We start from the raw sequence: 19,159 nt of genomic DNA on the forward strand, positions 1-19,159 counted from the left end.
AGCCATGGCCGACACGCTGAAGCTCGACGCGTTTCTTCCCTATCGCCTGTCGATCGCGTCGAACCGCGTGTCGAACGCGATCGCCACCACCTATCAGGCGCTGTTCGGGCTGCGTATTCCCGAATGGCGGCTCGTGGCGGTGCTCGCCGAGGGCGGCGCGATGACGCAACAGGCGCTCGGCGCCCGGACGCATATGGACAAGGTGACGGTGAGCCGGGCCGCGATCGCGCTGGGCGACCGGGGGCTCGTGACGCGCGCGCCCAACCCGGCCGACCAGCGCTCGCACCTGCTGACGCTCAGCGAGGCCGGCTGGCAGCTCTATCGCGAGATCGCGCCCAAGGCGCTCGAGCTGGAACGGCAGATCTTCGAGGCGTTCAGCGCCGAGGAGCTTGGACGGTTGCGCCAGATGCTCGAGCGGCTGGAGGCCGCTGCGGCAGCGGTGGAGCCCGACCGGGGTTGATCGGCGGAGCCTCGCTGGCGTAAGCGCGTTCCGCCCTCCCCAGGCCGAAAAGATGCAAAGCCGAACAGGAGGACCCATGCCCGCAACTGTCGATCGCGCCACCCTGAAGGTCGCCAGGCCGCTCGCCGAGTTCATCGAAGGGCAGGTGCTGCCCGGCCTCGACTTCGGCGCCGAGGACTTCTGGAACGGCGTTGCGGCGATCTTCGAGCGCTTCGTGCCCGAGAACCGCGCGCTGCTCGCCACGCGCGACGCGCTGCAGGCGAAGATCGATGGCTGGAGCGCGCAGGACCCGCAGCGCGCGGCCGATCCGAAGGCGCAGGAGGCGTTCCTGCGCGAGATCGGCTATCTGGTGCCCGAGCCCGAGCCGTTCGCCATCGGCACGAAGAATGTCGATGCCGAGATCGCCACGATGGCGGGTCCGCAGCTCGTCGTCCCCGTGCTCAACGCGCGCTTCGTGCTCAACGCCGCCAATGCGCGCTGGGGAAGCCTGTACGACGCCTTCTACGGCACCGATGCGCTTCCCGGCACGGCGAAGCCGGGCGGCTATGACCCCGGGCGCGGCGCGCAGGTGATCGCCCGCGCCAAGGCGTTCCTCGACGAGGCGGTGCCGCTCAAGGGCATGTCCTGGAGCGATTTCCGCAGCGGCGACCTGCCGCTTGCCGATCCGGGCCAATTCGTGGGGCAGCGCGGAGAATCGCTGCTGTTCCGGCACAACGGCTTGAACATCGAAGTGACGATCGATCGCGACCATCCGATCGGCAAGGACGATCCGGCGGGCATCGCCGACGTGCTGCTTGAAGCGGCGATCACCACCATCGTCGATCTCGAGGATTCGGTCGCGGCGGTCGATGCCGAGGACAAGGCGGCCGCCTATGCCAACTGGCTGGGGCTGATGCGCGGCGATCTGGAGGAGACGTTCGAGAAGGGCGGACGCAGCGTGACGCGGCGGCTCGCCGAGGACCGGACCTACGCCCGGCCCGACGGAACCGAATTCACGCTTCCCGGCCGCTCGCTGCTGTTCGTGCGCAACGTCGGCCATTTGATGACGACGCCGGCCGTGACGCTTGCCGATGGTGGCGAGGCGCCCGAGGGTATTCTCGACGCGATCGTCACCAGCCTGATCGGCCTCTACGATCTTCGAGGCCTCGGCAAGCTGCGCAACAGCCGCACGGGCAGCATCTATATCGTGAAGCCGAAGATGCACGGACCCGAAGAGGCGGGGTTCACCAATCGGCTGTTCGATGCGGTCGAGGATCTGCTGGGGCTCGAACGCCACACGGTGAAAGTGGGCGTGATGGACGAGGAGCGGCGCACCTCGGCCAATCTCGCCGCGTGCATCCATGCGGTGAAGGATCGCATCGTCTTCATCAACACCGGCTTCCTCGACCGCACCGGCGACGAGATCCACACCAGCATGCGTGCGGGCCCGATGATCCCGAAGGGCGAGATGAAGTCCTCGACCTGGATCCAGGCCTATGAGGACCGCAACGTGCGGATCGGCCTGGCCTGCGGGCTTTCGGGCAAGGCGCAGATCGGCAAGGGCATGTGGGCCGCGCCCGATCGTATGGCCGACATGATGGACGCCAAGATCGGCCACCCCAGATCGGGCGCGAATACCGCCTGGGTGCCGAGCCCGACCGCGGCGACGCTGCATGCGCTGCATTATCATCAGGTCGACGTGTTCGAGCGGCAGAAGCATATCGCGGGCGAGGCGGTGCCGGGGCTGGAGCCGCTGCTCACCGTTCCGCTGGCGCTGGGGCGCAACTGGACGCCGGAGGAAGTGGCACGCGAGCTCGACAACAATGCGCAGGGCATCCTCGGCTATGTCGTCCGCTGGATCGATCAGGGCGTCGGCTGTTCGAAGGTGCCCGACATCAACGACATCGGGCTGATGGAAGACCGCGCAACGCTGCGCATCTCCTCGCAGCACATGGCGAACTGGCTGCTGCACGGCGTGGCCACCGCCGAGGATGTCGAGGCGGCGCTTCGGCGCATGGCCGCGAAAGTCGATGCTCAGAATTCGGGCGATCCCGCCTATCGTCCGATGGCCGGACACGAGGACGAAAGCCTGGCGTTCCAGGCCGCGCGGGCGCTGGTGTTCGAGGGCGTGGCGCAGCCGAACGGCTATACCGAGCCGCTGCTCCACAAGTTCCGCGCGCGGCTGAAGGCGGAGGGCTGACGCCCCGTGGTCAGTATTTATCGCGGCGGGGCTTGTGCTGGCGCTTGCTGGGCAGCGTGTCTGCCATGGTGGCGCCGCGCTGGCCCCGCGGACGCGGCGGGCCGGTGGTCGAATCGGCGCTGGTCTGCCGTTCGGCCTCGGCATTGATCTCGGCGCCGATCAGCACCGCATAGGCCGAGACATAGAGCCACATCAGCAACACGACGACGGCGCCGAGCGCGCCATAGGTGGCGTTGTAATTGGCGAAATTGGCAGTGTAGACGCCGAGCAGCAGCGTGGCGAGCAGCCACAGCACCGTCGCGGCGACCGAACCGATCGACAGCCACTGCCAGCGGGCGTCGGCGCGATCGGGGCCGTAGCGGTACATCGCCGCGAAGCCCGCGCTCGCGATCGCCGCCGCCAGCAGCCAGGTGACGATCTGGACCGCCAGCACGCCGGCACCGCCGAGCGAGCCGACCGCGCCGCGCAGATAGCCGAGCGCGCCGGCGGAAAAGAGGCCGACAAGCGCGGCGAGGATCGCGCCCACCGTGATCGCGGCGGCGGTAAGCGTCGTCTTGATGATGTTGCGGCCTTCCTCTTCCTCATAGATCACGTTGAGCGCCTGCATCACGGCCTTGGAGGCGCGCGTCGCGCCATAGATCGACACCAGCAGCGCGATCGCGAGACCGAGCCCCGCTTCCGACGAGGCGGTGCTGGTGACGCTGAGCAACTGATCCTGGATCAGCCCCGCGGCATCCGCGGGAACCGCTTCGATGATCGTTTCCATATGGCGGGCGACAGCCGCGGGATCGGCGAACAGGCCATAGGTCATGACGATCGCGCCGAGCAGCGGAACGAAGGAGAGAAAAGCGTAGAACGCCACGCCCGCGGCCATCAGCGAGAGATTGTGATAGCCGTTCATCGAATAGACGCGCGACAGGACGGACTTCCACGCCCGCCAGGGATGTTCCCACGGATGCCGGGACTCGGATCCGGGGTGCGTCGCGGGGGGCGGAGCGGTGGTGTCGGTCATCATGCGTCCCTGATTAGCGTCACGCCGGTCAACGCGGCCTGATGCGGAAGGGATGCATCCTGCTGTCGATACGAAGGATTTCTTGCCGCACCGTAGCTGCCGGGGGGAGCCAAACGCGACTTTGGTCGTTACGGAGGCGAGAGGGCCGGAACCAAAGCGCGGCTCCTGGAGGAGGCGCGTGCGTCACGGCGTGAGAGCGGTTTGGGTTGCGGCGATTGCGAGTGCGGCGGTTCTTCCGGGAGCCGCCTGGGCTCAGGATGCGGCGGGGCAGGAAGCAGAAGCGGGCGCGCCCGGCGAGGTCGCGCCTGAATCGCCGCAGGATGCCGAGCCGATCATCCCCGAATCCGAATTCGAGGAAGCGCTGCCCGAGATCAGCGGCGATCTCTACGCGCCGCTCGAGCCGATCGATCGTTTCGAAGTGGTCGAGGACACGCAGGTCGTGGAGCCGACCGAATCCGCCGACGCGATGGATCGGACGCTGGAAGGCGAGATCGGCACCTTGCCGGCCGTGGCCGACGAAGCGCCCGAATTCGCCGAGCCGCTGACGCCTCTGGCCGAATTCGAAGTCGATCCGCGCGAAATCGAAGGCGTCGATCCCGCCGAGGAAGTCGAGGTCCGCTATGCGACCGTCGTGGAGGGACTCGAGCAGGTCGGTTTGCTCGATCGTTTCGAGGATCTTTCGGCGCTGGAGGAAGGCGACGGCGAGGCGGCAAACGCCGCGATGGTAGCCGCACGGGCGCGCGAGGACGAGAATCTCGCGACCCGATTGCTGCAGGCGGAAGGCTATTACGACGGCACCGCGACCGCATCGGTCGTCCAGGACCCCGAGCAGCCGAGCCGGCTGCGCGTGCGGCTGAACGTCGAACCCGGCCCGCTCTATCGGCTGGGTTCGGTCCGTATCGACAGTGCCCCCACCGAACCGCCGGGACTGATCGACGAGGCGCTGCCGCTCGAAGCAGGCGATCCGATCGACGCGGTTCGCGTAAAGGCGGCGGAGGCGAACGTCAGCCTGCGATTGCCGCAGCAGGGCTATCCGTTCATCGAACTGCTCGAGCGCGACATCCTGCTCGACGGCGAGACTCACACCGGCGCCTATACCCTTCCGGTCAATCTGGGGCCGCGTGTCTCGTTCAACGGGATCTCGACCGAGCCGGCCTCCGAGGAATCCGAGCTGGCGTTCGGGGCCGAGCACGTGCGGACGCTGGCGCGATTCGAGCGCGGCGAACTGTACGACAGCCGCAAGGTGGACGATCTTCGCGAGGCGCTGATCGCGACGGGGCTGTTCTCGACCGTCTCGGTCGAGGCGCAGCGGACCGGCGAGGAAGCGCCGAACGGGACCGAATATGTCCATCTGCTCGTCCGGCAGGATGCCGGGCCGCCGCGCACGCTCGCGGCCGAGGCCGGGTACAACACCGGGCAGGGCCTGCGGGTGGAGGGGAGCTGGACGCACCGCAACCTCTTCCCGCCCGAAGGCGCGCTGATCGCAGGCGGAGTGGCGGGCACGCAGGAACAGGGGCTTTCGCTGGTTTTTCGCCGCTCGAACGCGGGGCGGCGCGATCGCACGGTTTCGCTGCGGCTCGAGGCCAATCACAGCGACTATGAGGCATTCGAAAGCTACACCGGCACCTTCGCCGGCCGGATCGCGTTCGAATCGACGCCGATCTGGCAGAAGCGCTGGACCTATTATTACGGCTTCGAGATCGTCGGGACCAACGAGGACCGGTATAATTTCGATCTCGGCCGGCGCGATCGCGGAACGTGGCTGATCGGTGCGCTGCCCGCCTTCGTCGGCTTCGATACGTCGGACGACCTTCTGAACCCCACGCGCGGCTTTCGCATCAAGCTGAACGTGAGCCCCGAAACCTCGGTGCGCGGGGCGGCGCGGCCCTATGCCCGGGTGCTGCTGGAGGGCACCGCCTATTATCCGGTGAGCGACGATCTGGTGATCGCCGGCCGTGCGCGGGTCGGCACTATTCCGGGGATCGATCGCAACGACCTGCCGCCCTCGCGCCGCATGTACGCCGGCGGCGGCGGATCGGTGCGCGGCTTCGGCTATCAGGAGCTTGGCCCGCTCGCGCCCGACGGGCGACCGATCGGCGGGCGCAGCCTCAACGAATTCTCGCTCGAGGCGCGCTATCGCTTCGGCAATTTCGGGATCGTGCCGTTCATCGACGCGGGGCAGGTCTATGAGACCATCTACCCCCAGGGGCAGGATCTGCGCTTCGGCGTGGGCATCGGCGGGCGGTTCTACACCAATTTCGGTCCGCTGCGCGTCGATGTGGCGACACCGCTGAACCGCCGCGAAGGCGAGCCGAAGGTCGCCCTCTATATCTCGATCGGGCAGGCCTTCTGATGACCGACACCCAAGTTCATGATGCACCCGAGCGAGCCCCCGACGACACCGCGGGCGAGGAGCATGATGTCGACAAGCGTCCGCTCTGGCAGCGGGTGGCGAAGTGGATCGGCATCGTCGCCGGCGGCGTGGTCGTGCTGGTCGGTGCGCTGCTGCTGCTGGTCAACACGCCGTTCGGGCGCCAGTTCGTCGCCGATCGGCTCAGCAATCTGACGCTCGCATCGGGTCTCAACATCAAGATCGGGCGGATCGACGGGTCGATCTACGGCGAGATGGTGCTGCATAATGTGGCGGTGCAGGATCCCGAGGGGACGTTCGCCAGCGCCGAGCGGATCACGCTCGACTGGCAGCCGTTCGCGCTGCTTTCCAATCATCTCGATATCGACCGGCTCACCAGTCCGGAAATCCGGCTCGAGCGGCTGCCCGAACTGATCCCGAGCGAGGAGCCGCGCGATCCGGATGCGCCGCTGCTGCCGAACATCGACATCGACATCGATGCGCTTTCGATCGGTCGGCTGATCGTGGGCGAGGCAGTGACCGGCAGGCGGCATGTCGCCCGGCTGGAGGGAAGCGCGCATATCGACGATGGCCGGGCGCAGATCCGCGCCGAGGGCGCCACGCTCGCCGCGCCCGGGATGGCCGGCGGAGACCGGCTGGCGCTGATCCTCGACGCTGTGCCCGAAGCGAATCAGCTCGATCTCGACGTGCAGCTGGATGCTCCCGCCGAAGGGCTCGTCGCGGGCCTCGCCGGGATCGATCAGCCGCTCGAACTCTCCGTCCGGGGAGACGGAAGCTGGGAGGCGTGGGCAGGGCGGCTTGCCAGCACGCTGGGCGGCCAACGCTTCGCCATGCTGAACCTCGCGGCGCAGGATGGCACCTTCCGTATCGGCGGGGCAGTGCGCCCCGGGCTGGTGCTGGAAGGCGCGGTCGAGCGGCTGACTGCGCCGCAGGTGAACGTCGCGATCGTCGCGGCGATCGACGAAATGATCGCGGATACACGCGTGCAGCTGCGATCGGATGCGCTGTCGCTGGCGGCGGCGGGGAAGATCAACCTCGATCGCAGCCGGTTCGAGGACTTCCGGGTGGACGGCCTGCTGCTGACCCCCGGCGCGATCGCGCCCAATCTGGTCGGCCAGTCGGTGCGCGCCACGGTGGCGCTCGACGGCGCGTTCGGCACGCCCGTGGTCGACTACAAGCTGCAGGCAGGGGCGCTGGGATTTGGCGATACGGTCGTGCGGCAACTCTATGCCGAGGGTCAGGCGCGGGTGGATGCCGAGCGCATCCTGATCCCGGTACGGGCGCGGGCGGGGCGGATCACCGGGCTCGACGCCGTGGCGGGAGGGCCGATCGCCGACGTGGCGCTGCAGGGCGATATCGCCATCACCGGCGACCAGATCCTGTCCGACAATCTGCGCATCCTTTCCGACCGGGTAAACGCGACCGCGATCGTCGCCGCCGACATCAGCGAAGGCCGCTATACCGGCGCGCTGAAGGGCAGGATCAACGACTATCAGATCGACGGCATCGGCGTGGTGAGCGTCACCACCGACGCCGAGCTGTATGCGGCTCCCGGCGGCGGCTGGGGCATCCGCGGCCAGATCGCGGGACGTTCGCAGCGGATCTACAGCGACGGCATCCGCAATTTCCTGGGCGGAAACGCAGTCGCGTCGCTGCGGCTCGGCTTCGATCCCGAAGGCGTCATCACCTTCGACCAGCTGCGGCTGCGGGCACCCGAATTCCGCATCACCTCGGGCTCCGGGCGCTATGCGCCGGGCGGCGCGCTGCTGCTGAATGCCGATGCCTATTCGGAGCAATATGGTCCGCTCGCCGCGCGGGTGACGGGTTCGCTGGCGCAGCCGGAGGTGCTGCTGCGCGCGCCGCGGCCGGGGCTCGGCGTCGGTCTGGCCGGGCTCACCGCGCGGGTGCGCGGCAACGGCGGCGCCTATGCCGTCGAGGCGAGCGGCGAGACCGATTACGGCCCGTTCAACGCCGATGTACTGGTGCGGACCGGCGACACGCTGGCGATCGACGTGCGCAGCGCGCGCTTCGCCGGCATGGACATCGACGGGCAGATCCGTCAGACGCCCGCCGGTCCGTTCGCCGGAACGCTGCGCTTCGCCGGATCGGGCGTGCAGGGTCGGGCCGAGCTTGCTTCCCAGAGCGGCGTGCAGCGTGCGGCGATCACCGCGCGGGCGAACAACGCGCGCATTCCGGGCGTCGCCAATCTGCGCGTCGGGCGCGCGATCATCGATGCGACGGTGCTGCTTACCGAGACGCCGCAAGTGTCCGGGGATGCGCAGATTGCCAACCTTTCGACCGGACAGCTGACGATCGAGGCGGCGCGGGTGCGCGTGAACTACGAAGGCGGCAGCGGAACCGCGCAGTTGGTGGCGCGCGGCGCGACCGGCGTGCCGTTCAGCATCGCGGCCAACGCCCGGCTCGCTCCCGACCAGTGGCTGGTCGCACTGCGCGGATCGGCAAGCGGCGTGGCGTTCCGCACCGACGATCCCGCGCGTATCCTGCTGACCGACGACAGCTATCGGCTGCAACCCACGCGGCTCGTCTTCGATCAAGGATCGGCCCGGATCGCCGGCCGTTACGGCAATGGACTGGTGCTCCAGGCACGGCTCGACGAACTCGATCTGTCGGTCGTCAACGGCTTCGTGCCCGGTCTGGGCATCGGCGGTACGGCGACCGGGAGCCTCGACTTCGCGCAGCCGGACCCGGCGACGTTCCCTCGCGCCGATGCGCGGCTCGAGATCGACGACTTCACGCGCTCGAGCCTGTCGACCGTATCCGAAGCGGTGGACATCACCTTCGTCGGCAAGCTGCTTCCCGACGGCGGCGATGCGCGCGCGCTGATCAAGCGCGGCACCACGACGGTGGGGCGCGTGATCGCGACGCTACGGCCGCTGCCGCCGGGCGCCGGCCCGTGGCGCGAGCGGCTGATGGCGGCGCCGCTATCGGGCGGCATCCGCTACAACGGGCCCGCGGGCGTGCTGTTCTCGCTCGCCGGACTGCCGGACCAGACGCTGCGCGGACCGATCGGAGTCGCGGCCAATTTCTCGGGCCGGGTGCGCGCGCCCGAACTCGCCGGCGTCGTGCGCGCGAACAATCTCACCTACGAGAACGAGACCTATGGCACGCGGCTGACGAACATGCGGCTCGAGGGCCGGTTCACCGACGACCAGCTGGTGCTGAACGAGCTGCGGGCACGTGCGGGCGAAGGCAGCGTGACGGCCAACGGGCGGATCAGCCTTGCCGCCGACGAAGGTTTCCCGCTGCGGGTGCGCGCCGAGTTCGAGAACGCCACGCTGGCGCGGAGCGACGCGCTGGCCGCCGAAGCGAACGGCTGGGTCGAAGTGACGAACAACGCCGACTTCGCATTGGTTCGCGGCGAACTGACGATCCCCGAAGCCAGGTACCGGATCATCCGCCAGGGTTCAGCAGAGGTCGCCGAGCTGGAAGGCGTGCGGCGGCGGAACGGCGGCGATGCCGACCAGGCATATGCGAGGAACGAACGCCAGCCGGTGCCCGAGCACGAGATCCGGCTCAACCTCGTCGTTAACGCGGATAATCGGTTGTTCGTCTCCGGCATGGGTCTGGAATCCGAATGGGGCGCCCGGATCACCGTCGAAGGCACGGCCACGAACCCGAACATCGGCGGCTATGCGCAAGTGGTGCAGGGCACCTACTCCTTCGCCGGGCGGCGCTTCGAGCTGAATGAGAACACCAGCCGTGTCGACTTCGTCGGCGATCGGCTCGCCAATCCGACGCTGAACATTTCGGCGAGCACGACGGCGGAGGGGATCACGGCGATCATCCGGGTGACCGGTACGGCGCAGCAGCCGGACGTCGCCTTCACTTCATCGCCGACCCTGCCGCAGGACGAAGTGCTGGCGCGGCTGTTGTTCGGAAGTTCGGTGACGAACCTGTCGGCCACCGAAGCGATCCAGCTCGCCGCGGCGCTCAATTCGCTGCGCGGGACCGGCGGCGGGCTCAACCCGCTGGGCGAGCTGCGTCAGGCGGCGGGGATCGATCGGCTGCGAATCCTGGGCGCGGACGAAGTGAGCGGTCGCGGAACGGCACTGGCGGCGGGCCAGTATCTGACCGACGACATCTATGTCGAGATCATCACCGACGCGCGCGGCTTCACCGCTACGCAGCTCGAAATCGCGCTCACCCGCGCGCTGAGCCTGCTTTCGCAGACCGGCTCGTTCGGAGGGTCGAGCGTCAGCCTCCGCTATTCGAAGGATTACTGATCGATCCGTTGCGATCTGCGACCGAAACTGGAATAGTCGTTCGCGGAGAGGGCGCATGAGCGAATATTTCGACGTCGTGGTCGTGGGCGCAGGAATATCCGGCGTGGGCGCCGGCTATCACCTGCAGGACAAATGCCCCGACCGCAGCTATGTGGTGCTGGAGGGGCGCGACCGGATCGGCGGCACCTGGGATCTGTTTCGCTATCCCGGCGTCCGCTCCGATTCCGACATGCACACGCTGGGCTATTCGTTCCGGCCCTGGACCGCGGCGAAGTCGATCGCCGACGGTCCTGCCATCCTCGACTATATCGAGGATACGGCGCGCGAATTCGCGATCGACCGGCACATCCGCACGCAGCACCGCGTGGTACGCGCCGACTGGTCGACCGACGAAGCGGTGTGGAGGGTGGTCGCCGAGAAGGGGCCGGAGCGCGAGGAAGTGCGCTTCTGCTGCCGCTTCCTCTTCATGTGCACCGGCTATTACAACTATGATCGTGGCTACACGCCTGATTGGGAAGGCGTGCAGGACTTCGCCGGGCGCATCGTCCATCCGCAATTCTGGGGCGAGGACGTCGACTATTCGGGCAAGCGCGTGACCGTGATCGGCAGCGGCGCGACGGCAGTGACGCTGGTGCCCGAACTGGCGCGCGATGCGGCGCATGTGACGATGCTCCAGCGCTCGCCCACCTATGTCGTCTCGCGCCCGTCGAAAGATGCAGTCGCGAACTGGCTGCGCCGCTGGCTGCCCGACAAGACCGCTTATGCGATCACGCGGTGGAAGAATGTGCTGCTTCAGCAATATTTCTACCGCGCGATGCGCAGGCATCCGGAAAAGGCGAAGGAGCGGCTGATCCAGATGGTGCAGGAGCATCTGGGCCCCGACTATGACACGGGCACGCATTTCACGCCGCGCTACAATCCCTGGGACCAGCGGCTGTGCCTGGTGCCCGATGCCGACATGTTCGACGCGATCCGCAGCGGAACGGCCTCGGTCGTGACCGGCACGATCGACCGGTTCGTGAAGGAGGGGATCCGGCTGAGCTCGGGCGAGGTGCTCGAGGCCGATCTGGTCGTGACCGCGACCGGGCTGGAGATGCAGCTGATGAGCGACATTCCGCTCAGCATCGACGGAACGCCGGTCGATCCATCGAAGTCCCTGAACTACAAGGGAATGATGTATTCGGACATTCCGAACCTCGCCTCCTCCTTCGGCTATACCAACGCATCCTGGACGCTGAAGGTGGATCTGACCTGCGGCTATGTCTGTCGGCTGCTCAACGCGATGAAGAAGCGCGGGCTGCGGCAGGTGACGCCCCGGCTGAAGGCGCCGGTGGAAGAGCAGCCGCTGCTCGATTTCAGCTCGGGCTATGTCCAGCGCGGGCTGCCGAAATTCCCCAAGCAGGGCAATCGGCAGCCATGGCAGGTGCACCAGAATTATAGCCGCGACCTGCTGGCGCTGCGCTTCGGGTCGATGGACGCGGAAATGGAGTTCAGCAATCCCGCGCCGGGTCGCCGTACCGACAAGCCCGTGCGCGAGCCCGGCGAGCGCGCCGCGGAAACGGTTTGAACCCTCGGGCTGCCGGGCCGTTGTTCCGGCATGCGCAGCACGCCCGATTTCGAGCAGGCGCGCGCGACGATGGTCGATCGTCAGATCGCCGCGCGCGGTATCCGCGACGAACGCCTCCTCGCAGCGTTGCGCGAGGTGCCCCGCGAACGCTTCGTCTCCGAGGAGTTCGCCCGGTTCGCCTATGAGGACGGACCGCTGCCGATCGAGGCGGAGCAGACGATCTCCCAGCCCTATATCGTCGCGCACATGATCGAGGAGGCACGTGTGGCCCCCGGGCAGCGCGTTCTCGAAGTCGGTGCCGGTTCGGGATATGCCGCCGCAGTGCTCAGCCGGATCGCGGACCAGGTCTTCGCGATCGAGCGGCATGCCGAGCTGGCCGAGCTGGCGCGGCAGCGCCTGAAGACGCTCGGCTATGATAATGCCGAGGTTCGCGCCGGGGACGGCACCAAGGGCTGGCCCGAGGAGGCGCCGTTCGACGCCATATTGATCGCTGCCGGCGGGCCGCAGGTGCCCGAGCCGCTGAAGGCGCAGCTCGCGATCGGCGGCCGGCTGGTGATGCCGCTGGGCAGTGCGGGCGTGCAGAAGCTGATCCGCGTTACGCGGCGATCCGACAATGAGTTCGACACCGAGAACCTCGGTGACGTCCGCTTTGTGCCGCTGATCGGCGCGCATGGCTGGAGCGGCGGCGAGGAGAAGAAGCAGTCGCCCGTCGCGCTGATCCGCGACGCCGCCGAGCCGCTGCCGGACATCGACGATCCGGGTTTCGGCGCCGCGTTCGATCGCTTCGGCGACGCCCGCGTGGTGCTGCTGGGCGAGGCGAGCCACGGGACGAGCGAATTCTATCGCGCGCGGGCGGCGATCACGAAGCGGCTGATCGAGAAACATGGCTTTACGATGGTCGCGGTCGAGGCCGACTGGCCCGACGCGGCGGCGATCGACGCGCATGTCCGGCAGCGCCCCAATCCCGGCGCGGAGCCGCCGTTTCAGCGCTTTCCCACCTGGATGTGGCGCAATCGCGAGTTCGACGATTTCGTCGGCTGGCTGCGCGAGCACAATGCGACGCGCGCAGCCGAAGATCAGGTGCGCTTCCACGGGCTTGATCTCTATAATCTCAACGGCTCGATCCGCGCAGTGATCGACTATCTCGACAGCGTCGATCCCGAGGCGGCCGCAGTCGCGCGCGAGCGCTACGGATGCCTGACTCCGTGGCGCGACGATCCTGCGCGCTATGGGCGGATGGCAGTCACCGAAGGCTATGCCCGTTGCGAGGCGGAGGTCGTGCGGATGCTGAGGGATCTGGTCGAGAAGCAGCTCGATTATGCCGCCAGCGACGGCGAGGCGTTCCTCGACGCGACGCAGAACGCCCGGCTGATCGCCAATGCCGAAGCCTATTATCGCGTGATGTATTATGGCGCGGCCGAGAGCTGGAATCTGCGCGACGAGCATATGTTCGACACGCTGGAGCTGGCGCTGCGCGCGGGCGGCGAGGGTGCCAGGGCCGTGGTGTGGGCGCACAACTCGCATATCGGCGACGCGCGCCACACCGACATGGGCAGGCTGCGCGACGAGCTGAACCTGGGCCAGTTGGCGCGCGAGAAATGGGGCGACGAGGCGTGCCTGATCGGCTTCGGGACGCATGGCGGCACCGTGGCGGCGGCGACCGACTGGGACGGGCCGATGGAAGTGAAGCGCGTGAATCCCTCGCGCGAGGACAGCTATGAGCGGCTGTTCCACGACGCGGCGGTTTCGCCGGCGCTGCTCGACCTGCGGCCCGAGCGGCCGGTGCGCGAGGCGCTGTGCGCGGCCCGGCTCGAGCGGTTCATCGGCGTGATCTACCGCCCCGAAACCGAGCGCTGGAGCCATTATTCGGAGGCGGTGTTGCCTGAACAGTTCGACGGCTGGGTGTGGTTCGACGAGACCCGCGCCGTGACTCCGCTGGCCGGGCCCGAGCAGCCGTCCGGCGCGGGCGACGAGACCTGGCCGTTCGGCCTGTAGGCTGCGGCTCGTCCCCTAGTCCGAGCGCGGGATCGGCTTGGGTTCGCCTGCGTCTCCGCTGGTCAGATGCTGCGACTCTTCCTGTGCCTTGAGCGACCCGGAATCTCCGGCAACCGCCGGGCTGTCGGGATTCGACGGGGTGGCGGCCTGGTTCGTCCGAGTCGCGTCGGGCGCGCCTTCGGCCGCCGTCTGGCCGCCGAGGCCGCCGCCGCCGGGCTGATCGCGCGTTTCGTCGGTCATCACTCCGGCGGCACTGTCGCGGTCGCGTGCATCCTCGCCGATATCCTCGGGAGCGTTGTTGGGTCGGCTCGTCGGCATGGGTCGATCTCCTTCACCCCTGCCAACGCATTGCGGCGCAAAGAGCTTCAGTCGGCCGGGCGCGATCGCAGCAGCGCCGACCGCAGGCATTCACACACCACTTCGTCGCGCTGATTGAGCATGCGGTGCTTCCAGGTGACGATGCCCTGGCCGGGGCGCGAGTTGGAAGGACGCATTTCCACTACTTCGCTCTCGGCGCGCAGCGTATCGCCGATGAAGACCGGCTTGGGCATCACGAGCTTGTCGTAGCCGAGATTGGCGACCAGCGTTCCCGCGGTGGTGTCGCCCACGGTGATCCCCACCATCAGGCTGAAGGTGAAGGTGCCGTTGACGAGGATGCGGCCGAACTCGCTCGCCTTCGCCGCCTCGGCGTCGAGGTGCAGCGGCTGGCTGTTGTGGGTCATGGTGGTGAACAGGAGATTGTCGGTTTCGGTCACCGTGCGGCGCAGATCATGGGCGATCACGTCGCCGACCTGCCATTCGTCGTAGAAGCGGCCCGCCATCACTCATTCTCCCGAAGCTTCAGCTTGAATCCCTTGTGGCTCTGCTCCCAGCCGAGCCGCTCGTAGAAGCGATGCGCGTCGGTGCGGCTGTTCGACGAGGTGAGCTGCACCAGATAGCAGTCGCGCTCGCGGCAGCGCGCGACGGCCCAGTCGATCATCGCCGCGCCATAGCCGCGCCCACGGCAATGCTCGTCGATCCGCACCGCCTCGATCTGCCCTCGCCATGCGCCGCGGAAAGAAAGACCGGGCAGGAAGCTGAGTTGCAGCGTGCCGATCACTGCGCCCTCCAGCTCGGCGACGACGAGCAGCTGGTTCGGGTCGGCTTCGATCGCATCGAACGCGGCGGCGTAGCGCGGATCGTCGGGATCAGTCTCTCGGTCCGCGGGGATCGTGTCGGCGCGCAGCATCGCGAGGATCGCGTGCAGGTCGGCGCGGGTCGCGCGGCGGATCGCGAGTGTGCTCATCGGCGGTCGGTCCGAATCGCGCCCGCCGCGCGCACGGCGGCGAGATCGGGCATGCCGTTCACCGCCATCAGCAGATCCGCCTCGGCGAGAACCGACTTGAGCACATGCGCCGCGCCCTCGGCGCCGCCGAGCGCGAGGCCGTAGCTATAGGGGCGGCCGATGCCGACCGCGGTCGCGCCGAGTGCAAGCGCCTTGACGACATCGGTGCCCGAGCGGATGCCGCTGTCGAACAGCACCGGAACGCTGCCCGCGCCTTCGACCACGCCCGGCAGCAGGTCGATCGCGGCGATGCCGCCGTTCGCCTGACGCCCGCCGTGGTTCGAGCAATAGATCGCGTCGATCCCGGCATCGGCGGCGCGGCGCGCGTCGTCGGGGTGGCAGATGCCCTTGAGGACGATCGGCAGCTTCGTGAGGCCGCGCAGCCATTCGAGGTCGTCCCAGGTCAGCACTTTGCCGAACAGTCCGGCCCAGAGCATCACCGCGGCGCGGATATCGTCGCGCGGGTCCTTGCCGAGCAGTTCGCGGAAGACCGGGTCGGTGAAATAGTTTTCCAGAACGTGGCCGCGCAGCTGCGGGAAGTTGGCGGTGTTGAGATCGCGCGGGCGCCAGCCGGTGACCCAGGTGTCGAGCGTGACGACGAGCGCCTTGTAGCCGGCGGCTTCGGCGCGAGCGACGAGGCTTTCGGCGAGGCCGGGGTGCTTGGGCGTATAGAGCTGAAAGAAGGCGGGGGTGTCGCCGCATGCCTTCGCCACGTCCTCGAGCGAGTCGTTGGCGAGGGTGGAGGCGCACAGCGGCACGCCGGTTTCGGCCGAGGCATGCGCGGCGGCGAGGTCGCCGTGGCCGTCCTGCGTGCAGATGCCGGTGACACCGATCGGCGCCATGAAAATGGGCGAGGGGAGGGTGAGCCCGAACAGGTCCACCGAGAGGTCGCGGGTGGTGCAGTCGACCAGCATGCGCGGCACCATTCCCCAGTGGCGGAACGCGTCGGCGTTGGCATCCTGCGTATGTTCGTCGCCGCAGCCGCCCTGAACATAATCGAGCACCGAGCGGGGCATCGCGGCCTCGGCGCGCGCCTTCAGGCTGGCGAAATCGACCGGGAGTTTCGGGACGACGCCCGAGAGGCCGGCGAAATAAATCGCGTTCTGATAGTCGCCGTAGGGCATTTCGGTCTCTCCCTTCTCTCCCGATGGGGGAGAGGATACACGGGCTTGGCGGCTTTGCCGCCTAGCCGGGGTTGGAAAGGACGCGCCTGCGGCTTTCCCCTCACCAACTACGCCTAGGCGCCGCTCGCGCGGCACCAAGGCTTCGTATCCTCTCCCCGGCCGGGGAGAGGAGCTTATGCGTCCCCGCCGCGCTCGACCCGCACCAGCAGTGTGCCTTCGGTGACCTGGCCGCCGGCTTCGACGGTGAGTTCCGCCACGGTGCCGTCGAACGGGGCGGTGAGGCTGTGCTCCATCTTCATCGCTTCGAGCGTGAGCAGTTTCTGTCCCGCGCCCACGCTGTCGCCCTGCGCGACGTCGAGCGCGATTACCTTGCCCGGCATCGGCGCGAGGATCGCGCCGTCGGAGGCGGCACCTGCGCCAGCGCCCTCCACCCGAGCATCGGTCAGGCGCCAGGTGGCCCCCTGAAGCGTCAGATAGGTTTCGCCGTGCTGGTGATGGAGAAGGAGGAAGTTCGAGTCGTTCTCGGCCACGCGCGTGGAGAGATCGGCGACAAACACGTCGCCCCGATCGATGAAGCGCACCTGCTGTTGCGGCTGCGCATTCAGGCGGAACCCTGTCGGCGCCGGATAGGAGCCCAGCTGCGCGCGTGCGGCGATCGCAAGTGCCTTGGGCAGAGGTTCGACCGGGAAGATCACGTCTTCCTGATGGCGCTCGATGAAGCCGGTATCGACGTTTCCTGCGGTGAAATCCGGCTGGACGAGCAGCGCATGCAGGAAGGTGGCATTGGTGTGGATCGGCCAGATCTGCGCGTCTGCCGCCAAGTGAGCAAGGCCCGAGGCCGCATCCCGACGGGTGTCCGCATGGCAGATCAGCTTGGCGATCATCGGATCGTAGAAGGGGGAGATGCTATCCCCTTCCACCACGCCGGTTTCGATCCGAGGACGGCCGGGGGGCGTCCATTCTTCCGGTGCGCCGCCCGTCTCGGCACGAAAGCGCATCGTGCGAAGCGTTCGCGGGAGCGCGAAGCGATCGAGGCGGCCGATCGACGGCAGGAACCCCTTGACCGGGTCCTCGGCATAGAGCCGCGCCTCGATCGCCCAGCCGTTGATGCTAAGTTCGTCCTGACGTTTGGGCAGCTTCTCCCCGCTCGCCACGCGGAGCTGCCATTCGACCAGATCGACGCCGGTGATCTCCTCGGTCACCGGATGCTCGACCTGGAGCCGGGTGTTCATTTCCATGAACCAGATGCGGTCGGCGCGCAGGCCTTCGCTGGCGTCGGCGATGAACTCGATCGTGCCCGCGCCGACATAGTCGACTGCCTTGGCGGCGCGGACGGCGGCGGCGCAGATCGCTTCGCGGGTGTCGGGGTCCATCCCCGGCGCGGGGGCTTCCTCGATCACTTTCTGGTGGCGCCGCTGGAGCGAGCAGTCGCGTTCGAACAGGTGGACGATGTTGCCGTGGGTGTCGCCGAACACCTGCACTTCGATGTGGCGCGGCGAGAGGATGTATTTTTCGATCAGCACGCGATCGTCGCCGAAGCTCGACGCTGCCTCGCGCTTGCAGCTGGCGAGCATCTCCTGGAACTGCGCTGCATCATCGACGCGGCGCATGCCCTTCCCGCCGCCGCCCGCGACTGCCTTGATGAGCACCGGATAGCCGATCTTGTCGGCTTCGGCCTTGAGATGATCGGGGTCCTGGTTCTCGCCGAGATAGCCGGGCGTGGTCGGCACGCCCGCGTCCTGCATCAGCTTCTTGGCGGCGTCCTTCAGCCCCATCGCGCGAATGCTCGAAGGCGTCGCTCCAACCCAGATCAGCCCGGCGTCGGTGACGGCCTGCGCGAAATCGGCGTTTTCGGAGAGGAAGCCATAGCCGGGATGGATCGCCTCGGCGCCCGTTTTCTTCGCGGCGGCGATGATCTTCTCGCCGACGAGATAACTTCCGCGCGCGGGGCTGGGGCCGATGTGCACTGCCGCGTCGGCCTGGCGGACGTGCAGCGCCTGCGCATCCGCATCCGAATAGACGGCGACGGTGCGGATGCCCATCGCGCGCGCGGTGCGGATGATGCGGCAGGCGATCTCGCCGCGATTGGCGATGAGCAGGGATTGGATCATGGGTGCCGTTCCGGAAAGCCGTGGCGGGTGTGGAGCGCCGCCAGCAGGGGTTCGATTTCGTTGACGAAGCCGCCCTCGGCGAAGGCGAGCGCGGGGAGGTTCTGGTGTTCCTCGCCGAGCGCGGCGATCACCGCCGGGCGCGGGCGTGGCCACTCGACGCGGATCACCTCGAGCTTCGCGGCGCGATCGGGAAAGGTGGCGAGCAGCCCTTCCACGGTCATGCAATCCTTGCAGTAGAAGCTGCGGCCGGGGAGCGCGGGGTCGGGCGCTTCGACGGGCAGGAGGAAGAGGCGATCGCGGTTCATTCTGCGGCCGGGCAGCCCTGAGTGCGCTGCGTCCAGGTGACGTTGAGCACGCGCCACGCGCCGTCCTTGCGGACGAGATCGAAGTGATTGGTGCCGCAATGCGAGGGCTTGCCGTCGAGCGTGAAGACATAGGGCGTCCACACCATCGCGATGTCGCCATCGACATGCACGTGCGGATCGATGTTGCGCTCGATCGGGGTGCCGGGGATGCCGGGCAGGCGCTGCGCGAAACTGGCCCAGTCGCTGGTGACGATGCGCGGCGTGCCGCCGGGGGTGTGGACCGCGGCCGTGGCGTTGCCCTCGGGAAGCGTGACTGCGGTTAGCGCGGCGGGGTCTTTCGCGGTGAGTGCGGCGAACATCGTGTCGATCGTCGCGAGCACGGCGGCGGAATCCTCGTCCGACGCATGCTGGGCGAGCGCGGGCGAGGCGAAGAGGAGGGCGGGGACGAGGAGGAGATGGCGCATCAT

At 67.9% G+C, this 19,159-nt stretch carries 14 protein-coding genes; 6 read left to right on the plus strand and 8 right to left on the minus strand.

What is annotated here, in order from left to right:
* The first annotated feature begins 4 nt into the window (after positions 1–4).
* The gene (locus tag H7V21_RS01150) at positions 5–460 is read left to right on the plus strand and encodes a MarR family winged helix-turn-helix transcriptional regulator (protein WP_188054826.1); all 456 of its coding nucleotides are present in this window, start codon (positions 5–7) and stop codon (positions 458–460) included.
* A 76-nt stretch (positions 461–536) separates the two neighbouring features.
* A complete protein-coding gene (locus H7V21_RS01155; RefSeq protein ID WP_188054827.1) occupies positions 537–2,639 on the plus strand; it encodes a malate synthase G in 2,103 nt (700 codons plus the stop codon).
* Between the two features lie 10 nt (positions 2,640–2,649).
* On the opposite strand, the gene H7V21_RS01160 is transcribed toward H7V21_RS01155, so the two are convergent.
* Positions 2,650–3,654 carry a YihY/virulence factor BrkB family protein gene (locus tag H7V21_RS01160; protein WP_262503948.1) on the minus strand — a complete coding sequence of 335 codons (1,005 nt, stop codon included), beginning with the start codon at positions 3,652–3,654 and terminating at the stop codon, positions 2,650–2,652.
* A gap of 187 nt (positions 3,655–3,841) precedes the next feature.
* Between H7V21_RS01160 and H7V21_RS01165 the strand changes: the two genes are divergently transcribed.
* The 4 genes from H7V21_RS01165 to H7V21_RS01180 are packed head-to-tail and all read left to right on the plus strand — an operon-like array spanning position 3,842 to position 13,828.
* Positions 3,842–6,004, plus strand: coding sequence for an autotransporter assembly complex protein TamA (locus tag H7V21_RS01165; protein ID WP_262503949.1), 2,163 nt, complete (start codon positions 3,842–3,844; stop codon positions 6,002–6,004).
* Entirely contained in the window at positions 6,004–10,266 is a 4,263-nt protein-coding gene (locus tag H7V21_RS01170; protein ID WP_188054829.1) for a translocation/assembly module TamB domain-containing protein, read from the plus strand. The genes H7V21_RS01165 and H7V21_RS01170 overlap by 1 nt, the downstream gene beginning before the upstream one ends.
* A gap of 55 nt (positions 10,267–10,321) precedes the next feature.
* The gene (locus H7V21_RS01175) at positions 10,322–11,833 is read left to right on the plus strand and encodes a flavin-containing monooxygenase (RefSeq protein WP_188054830.1); all 1,512 of its coding nucleotides are present in this window, start codon (positions 10,322–10,324) and stop codon (positions 11,831–11,833) included.
* A 30-nt stretch (positions 11,834–11,863) separates the two neighbouring features.
* The gene (locus H7V21_RS01180; protein ID WP_188054831.1) at positions 11,864–13,828 is read left to right on the plus strand and encodes a protein-L-isoaspartate(D-aspartate) O-methyltransferase; all 1,965 of its coding nucleotides are present in this window, start codon (positions 11,864–11,866) and stop codon (positions 13,826–13,828) included.
* 15 nt (positions 13,829–13,843) lie between these two features.
* Here the strand turns inward: H7V21_RS01180 and H7V21_RS01185 are convergent, their stop codons facing one another.
* The 7 genes from H7V21_RS01185 to H7V21_RS01215 form a co-directional block, all read right to left on the minus strand.
* Complete coding sequence (locus tag H7V21_RS01185) at positions 13,844–14,146, minus strand: hypothetical protein (protein ID WP_188054832.1); 303 nt, start codon at positions 14,144–14,146, stop codon at positions 13,844–13,846.
* Between the two features lie 47 nt (positions 14,147–14,193).
* Positions 14,194–14,649: a MaoC family dehydratase gene (locus H7V21_RS01190; RefSeq protein WP_188054833.1), complete on the minus strand. Its 456-nt coding sequence runs from the start codon at positions 14,647–14,649 to the stop codon at positions 14,194–14,196.
* Positions 14,649–15,113 (minus strand): GNAT family N-acetyltransferase, encoded by a 465-nt coding sequence (locus H7V21_RS01195; RefSeq protein WP_188054834.1) that lies wholly within the window; start codon positions 15,111–15,113, stop codon positions 14,649–14,651. The genes H7V21_RS01190 and H7V21_RS01195 overlap by 1 nt, the downstream gene beginning before the upstream one ends.
* The gene (locus tag H7V21_RS01200) at positions 15,110–16,276 is read right to left on the minus strand and encodes an alpha-hydroxy-acid oxidizing protein (protein WP_188054835.1); all 1,167 of its coding nucleotides are present in this window, start codon (positions 16,274–16,276) and stop codon (positions 15,110–15,112) included. The genes H7V21_RS01195 and H7V21_RS01200 overlap by 4 nt, the downstream gene beginning before the upstream one ends.
* 173 nt (positions 16,277–16,449) lie before the next feature.
* On the minus strand, positions 16,450–18,387 hold the full coding sequence (locus tag H7V21_RS01205; protein ID WP_188054836.1) for an acetyl/propionyl/methylcrotonyl-CoA carboxylase subunit alpha: 1,938 nt from the start codon (positions 18,385–18,387) through the stop codon (positions 16,450–16,452).
* A complete protein-coding gene (locus tag H7V21_RS01210) occupies positions 18,384–18,692 on the minus strand; it encodes a DUF3088 family protein (protein ID WP_188054837.1) in 309 nt (102 codons plus the stop codon). The genes H7V21_RS01205 and H7V21_RS01210 overlap by 4 nt, the downstream gene beginning before the upstream one ends.
* Positions 18,689–19,159: a nuclear transport factor 2 family protein gene (locus tag H7V21_RS01215; protein ID WP_188054838.1), complete on the minus strand. Its 471-nt coding sequence runs from the start codon at positions 19,157–19,159 to the stop codon at positions 18,689–18,691. Before H7V21_RS01215 ends, H7V21_RS01210 begins: the two co-directional genes overlap by 4 nt.

It is taken from the genome of Sphingosinithalassobacter sp. CS137, assembly GCF_014334115.1.
GTDB lineage: Bacteria > Pseudomonadota > Alphaproteobacteria > Sphingomonadales > Sphingomonadaceae > Sphingomonas.

Bases quoted from the DNA above. Each gene is read 5' to 3' on its own strand.
- H7V21_RS01150 (WP_188054826.1), top strand. From the start codon at position 5: ATGGCCGACACGCTGAAGCTCGACGCGTTTCTTCCCTATCGCCTGTCG.
- H7V21_RS01155 (WP_188054827.1), top strand. From the start codon at position 537: ATGCCCGCAACTGTCGATCGCGCCACCCTGAAGGTCGCCAGGCCGCTC.
- H7V21_RS01160 (WP_262503948.1), bottom strand. From the start codon at position 3,654: ATGATGACCGACACCACCGCTCCGCCCCCCGCGACGCACCCCGGATCC.
- H7V21_RS01170 (WP_188054829.1), top strand. From the start codon at position 6,004: ATGACCGACACCCAAGTTCATGATGCACCCGAGCGAGCCCCCGACGAC.
- H7V21_RS01175 (WP_188054830.1), top strand. From the start codon at position 10,322: ATGAGCGAATATTTCGACGTCGTGGTCGTGGGCGCAGGAATATCCGGC.
- H7V21_RS01180 (WP_188054831.1), top strand. From the start codon at position 11,864: ATGCGCAGCACGCCCGATTTCGAGCAGGCGCGCGCGACGATGGTCGAT.
- H7V21_RS01185 (WP_188054832.1), bottom strand. From the start codon at position 14,146: ATGCCGACGAGCCGACCCAACAACGCTCCCGAGGATATCGGCGAGGAT.
- H7V21_RS01190 (WP_188054833.1), bottom strand. From the start codon at position 14,649: ATGGCGGGCCGCTTCTACGACGAATGGCAGGTCGGCGACGTGATCGCC.
- H7V21_RS01195 (WP_188054834.1), bottom strand. From the start codon at position 15,113: ATGAGCACACTCGCGATCCGCCGCGCGACCCGCGCCGACCTGCACGCG.
- H7V21_RS01200 (WP_188054835.1), bottom strand. From the start codon at position 16,276: ATGCCCTACGGCGACTATCAGAACGCGATTTATTTCGCCGGCCTCTCG.
- H7V21_RS01205 (WP_188054836.1), bottom strand. From the start codon at position 18,387: ATGATCCAATCCCTGCTCATCGCCAATCGCGGCGAGATCGCCTGCCGC.
- H7V21_RS01210 (WP_188054837.1), bottom strand. From the start codon at position 18,692: ATGAACCGCGATCGCCTCTTCCTCCTGCCCGTCGAAGCGCCCGACCCC.
- H7V21_RS01215 (WP_188054838.1), bottom strand. From the start codon at position 19,159: ATGATGCGCCATCTCCTCCTCGTCCCCGCCCTCCTCTTCGCCTCGCCC.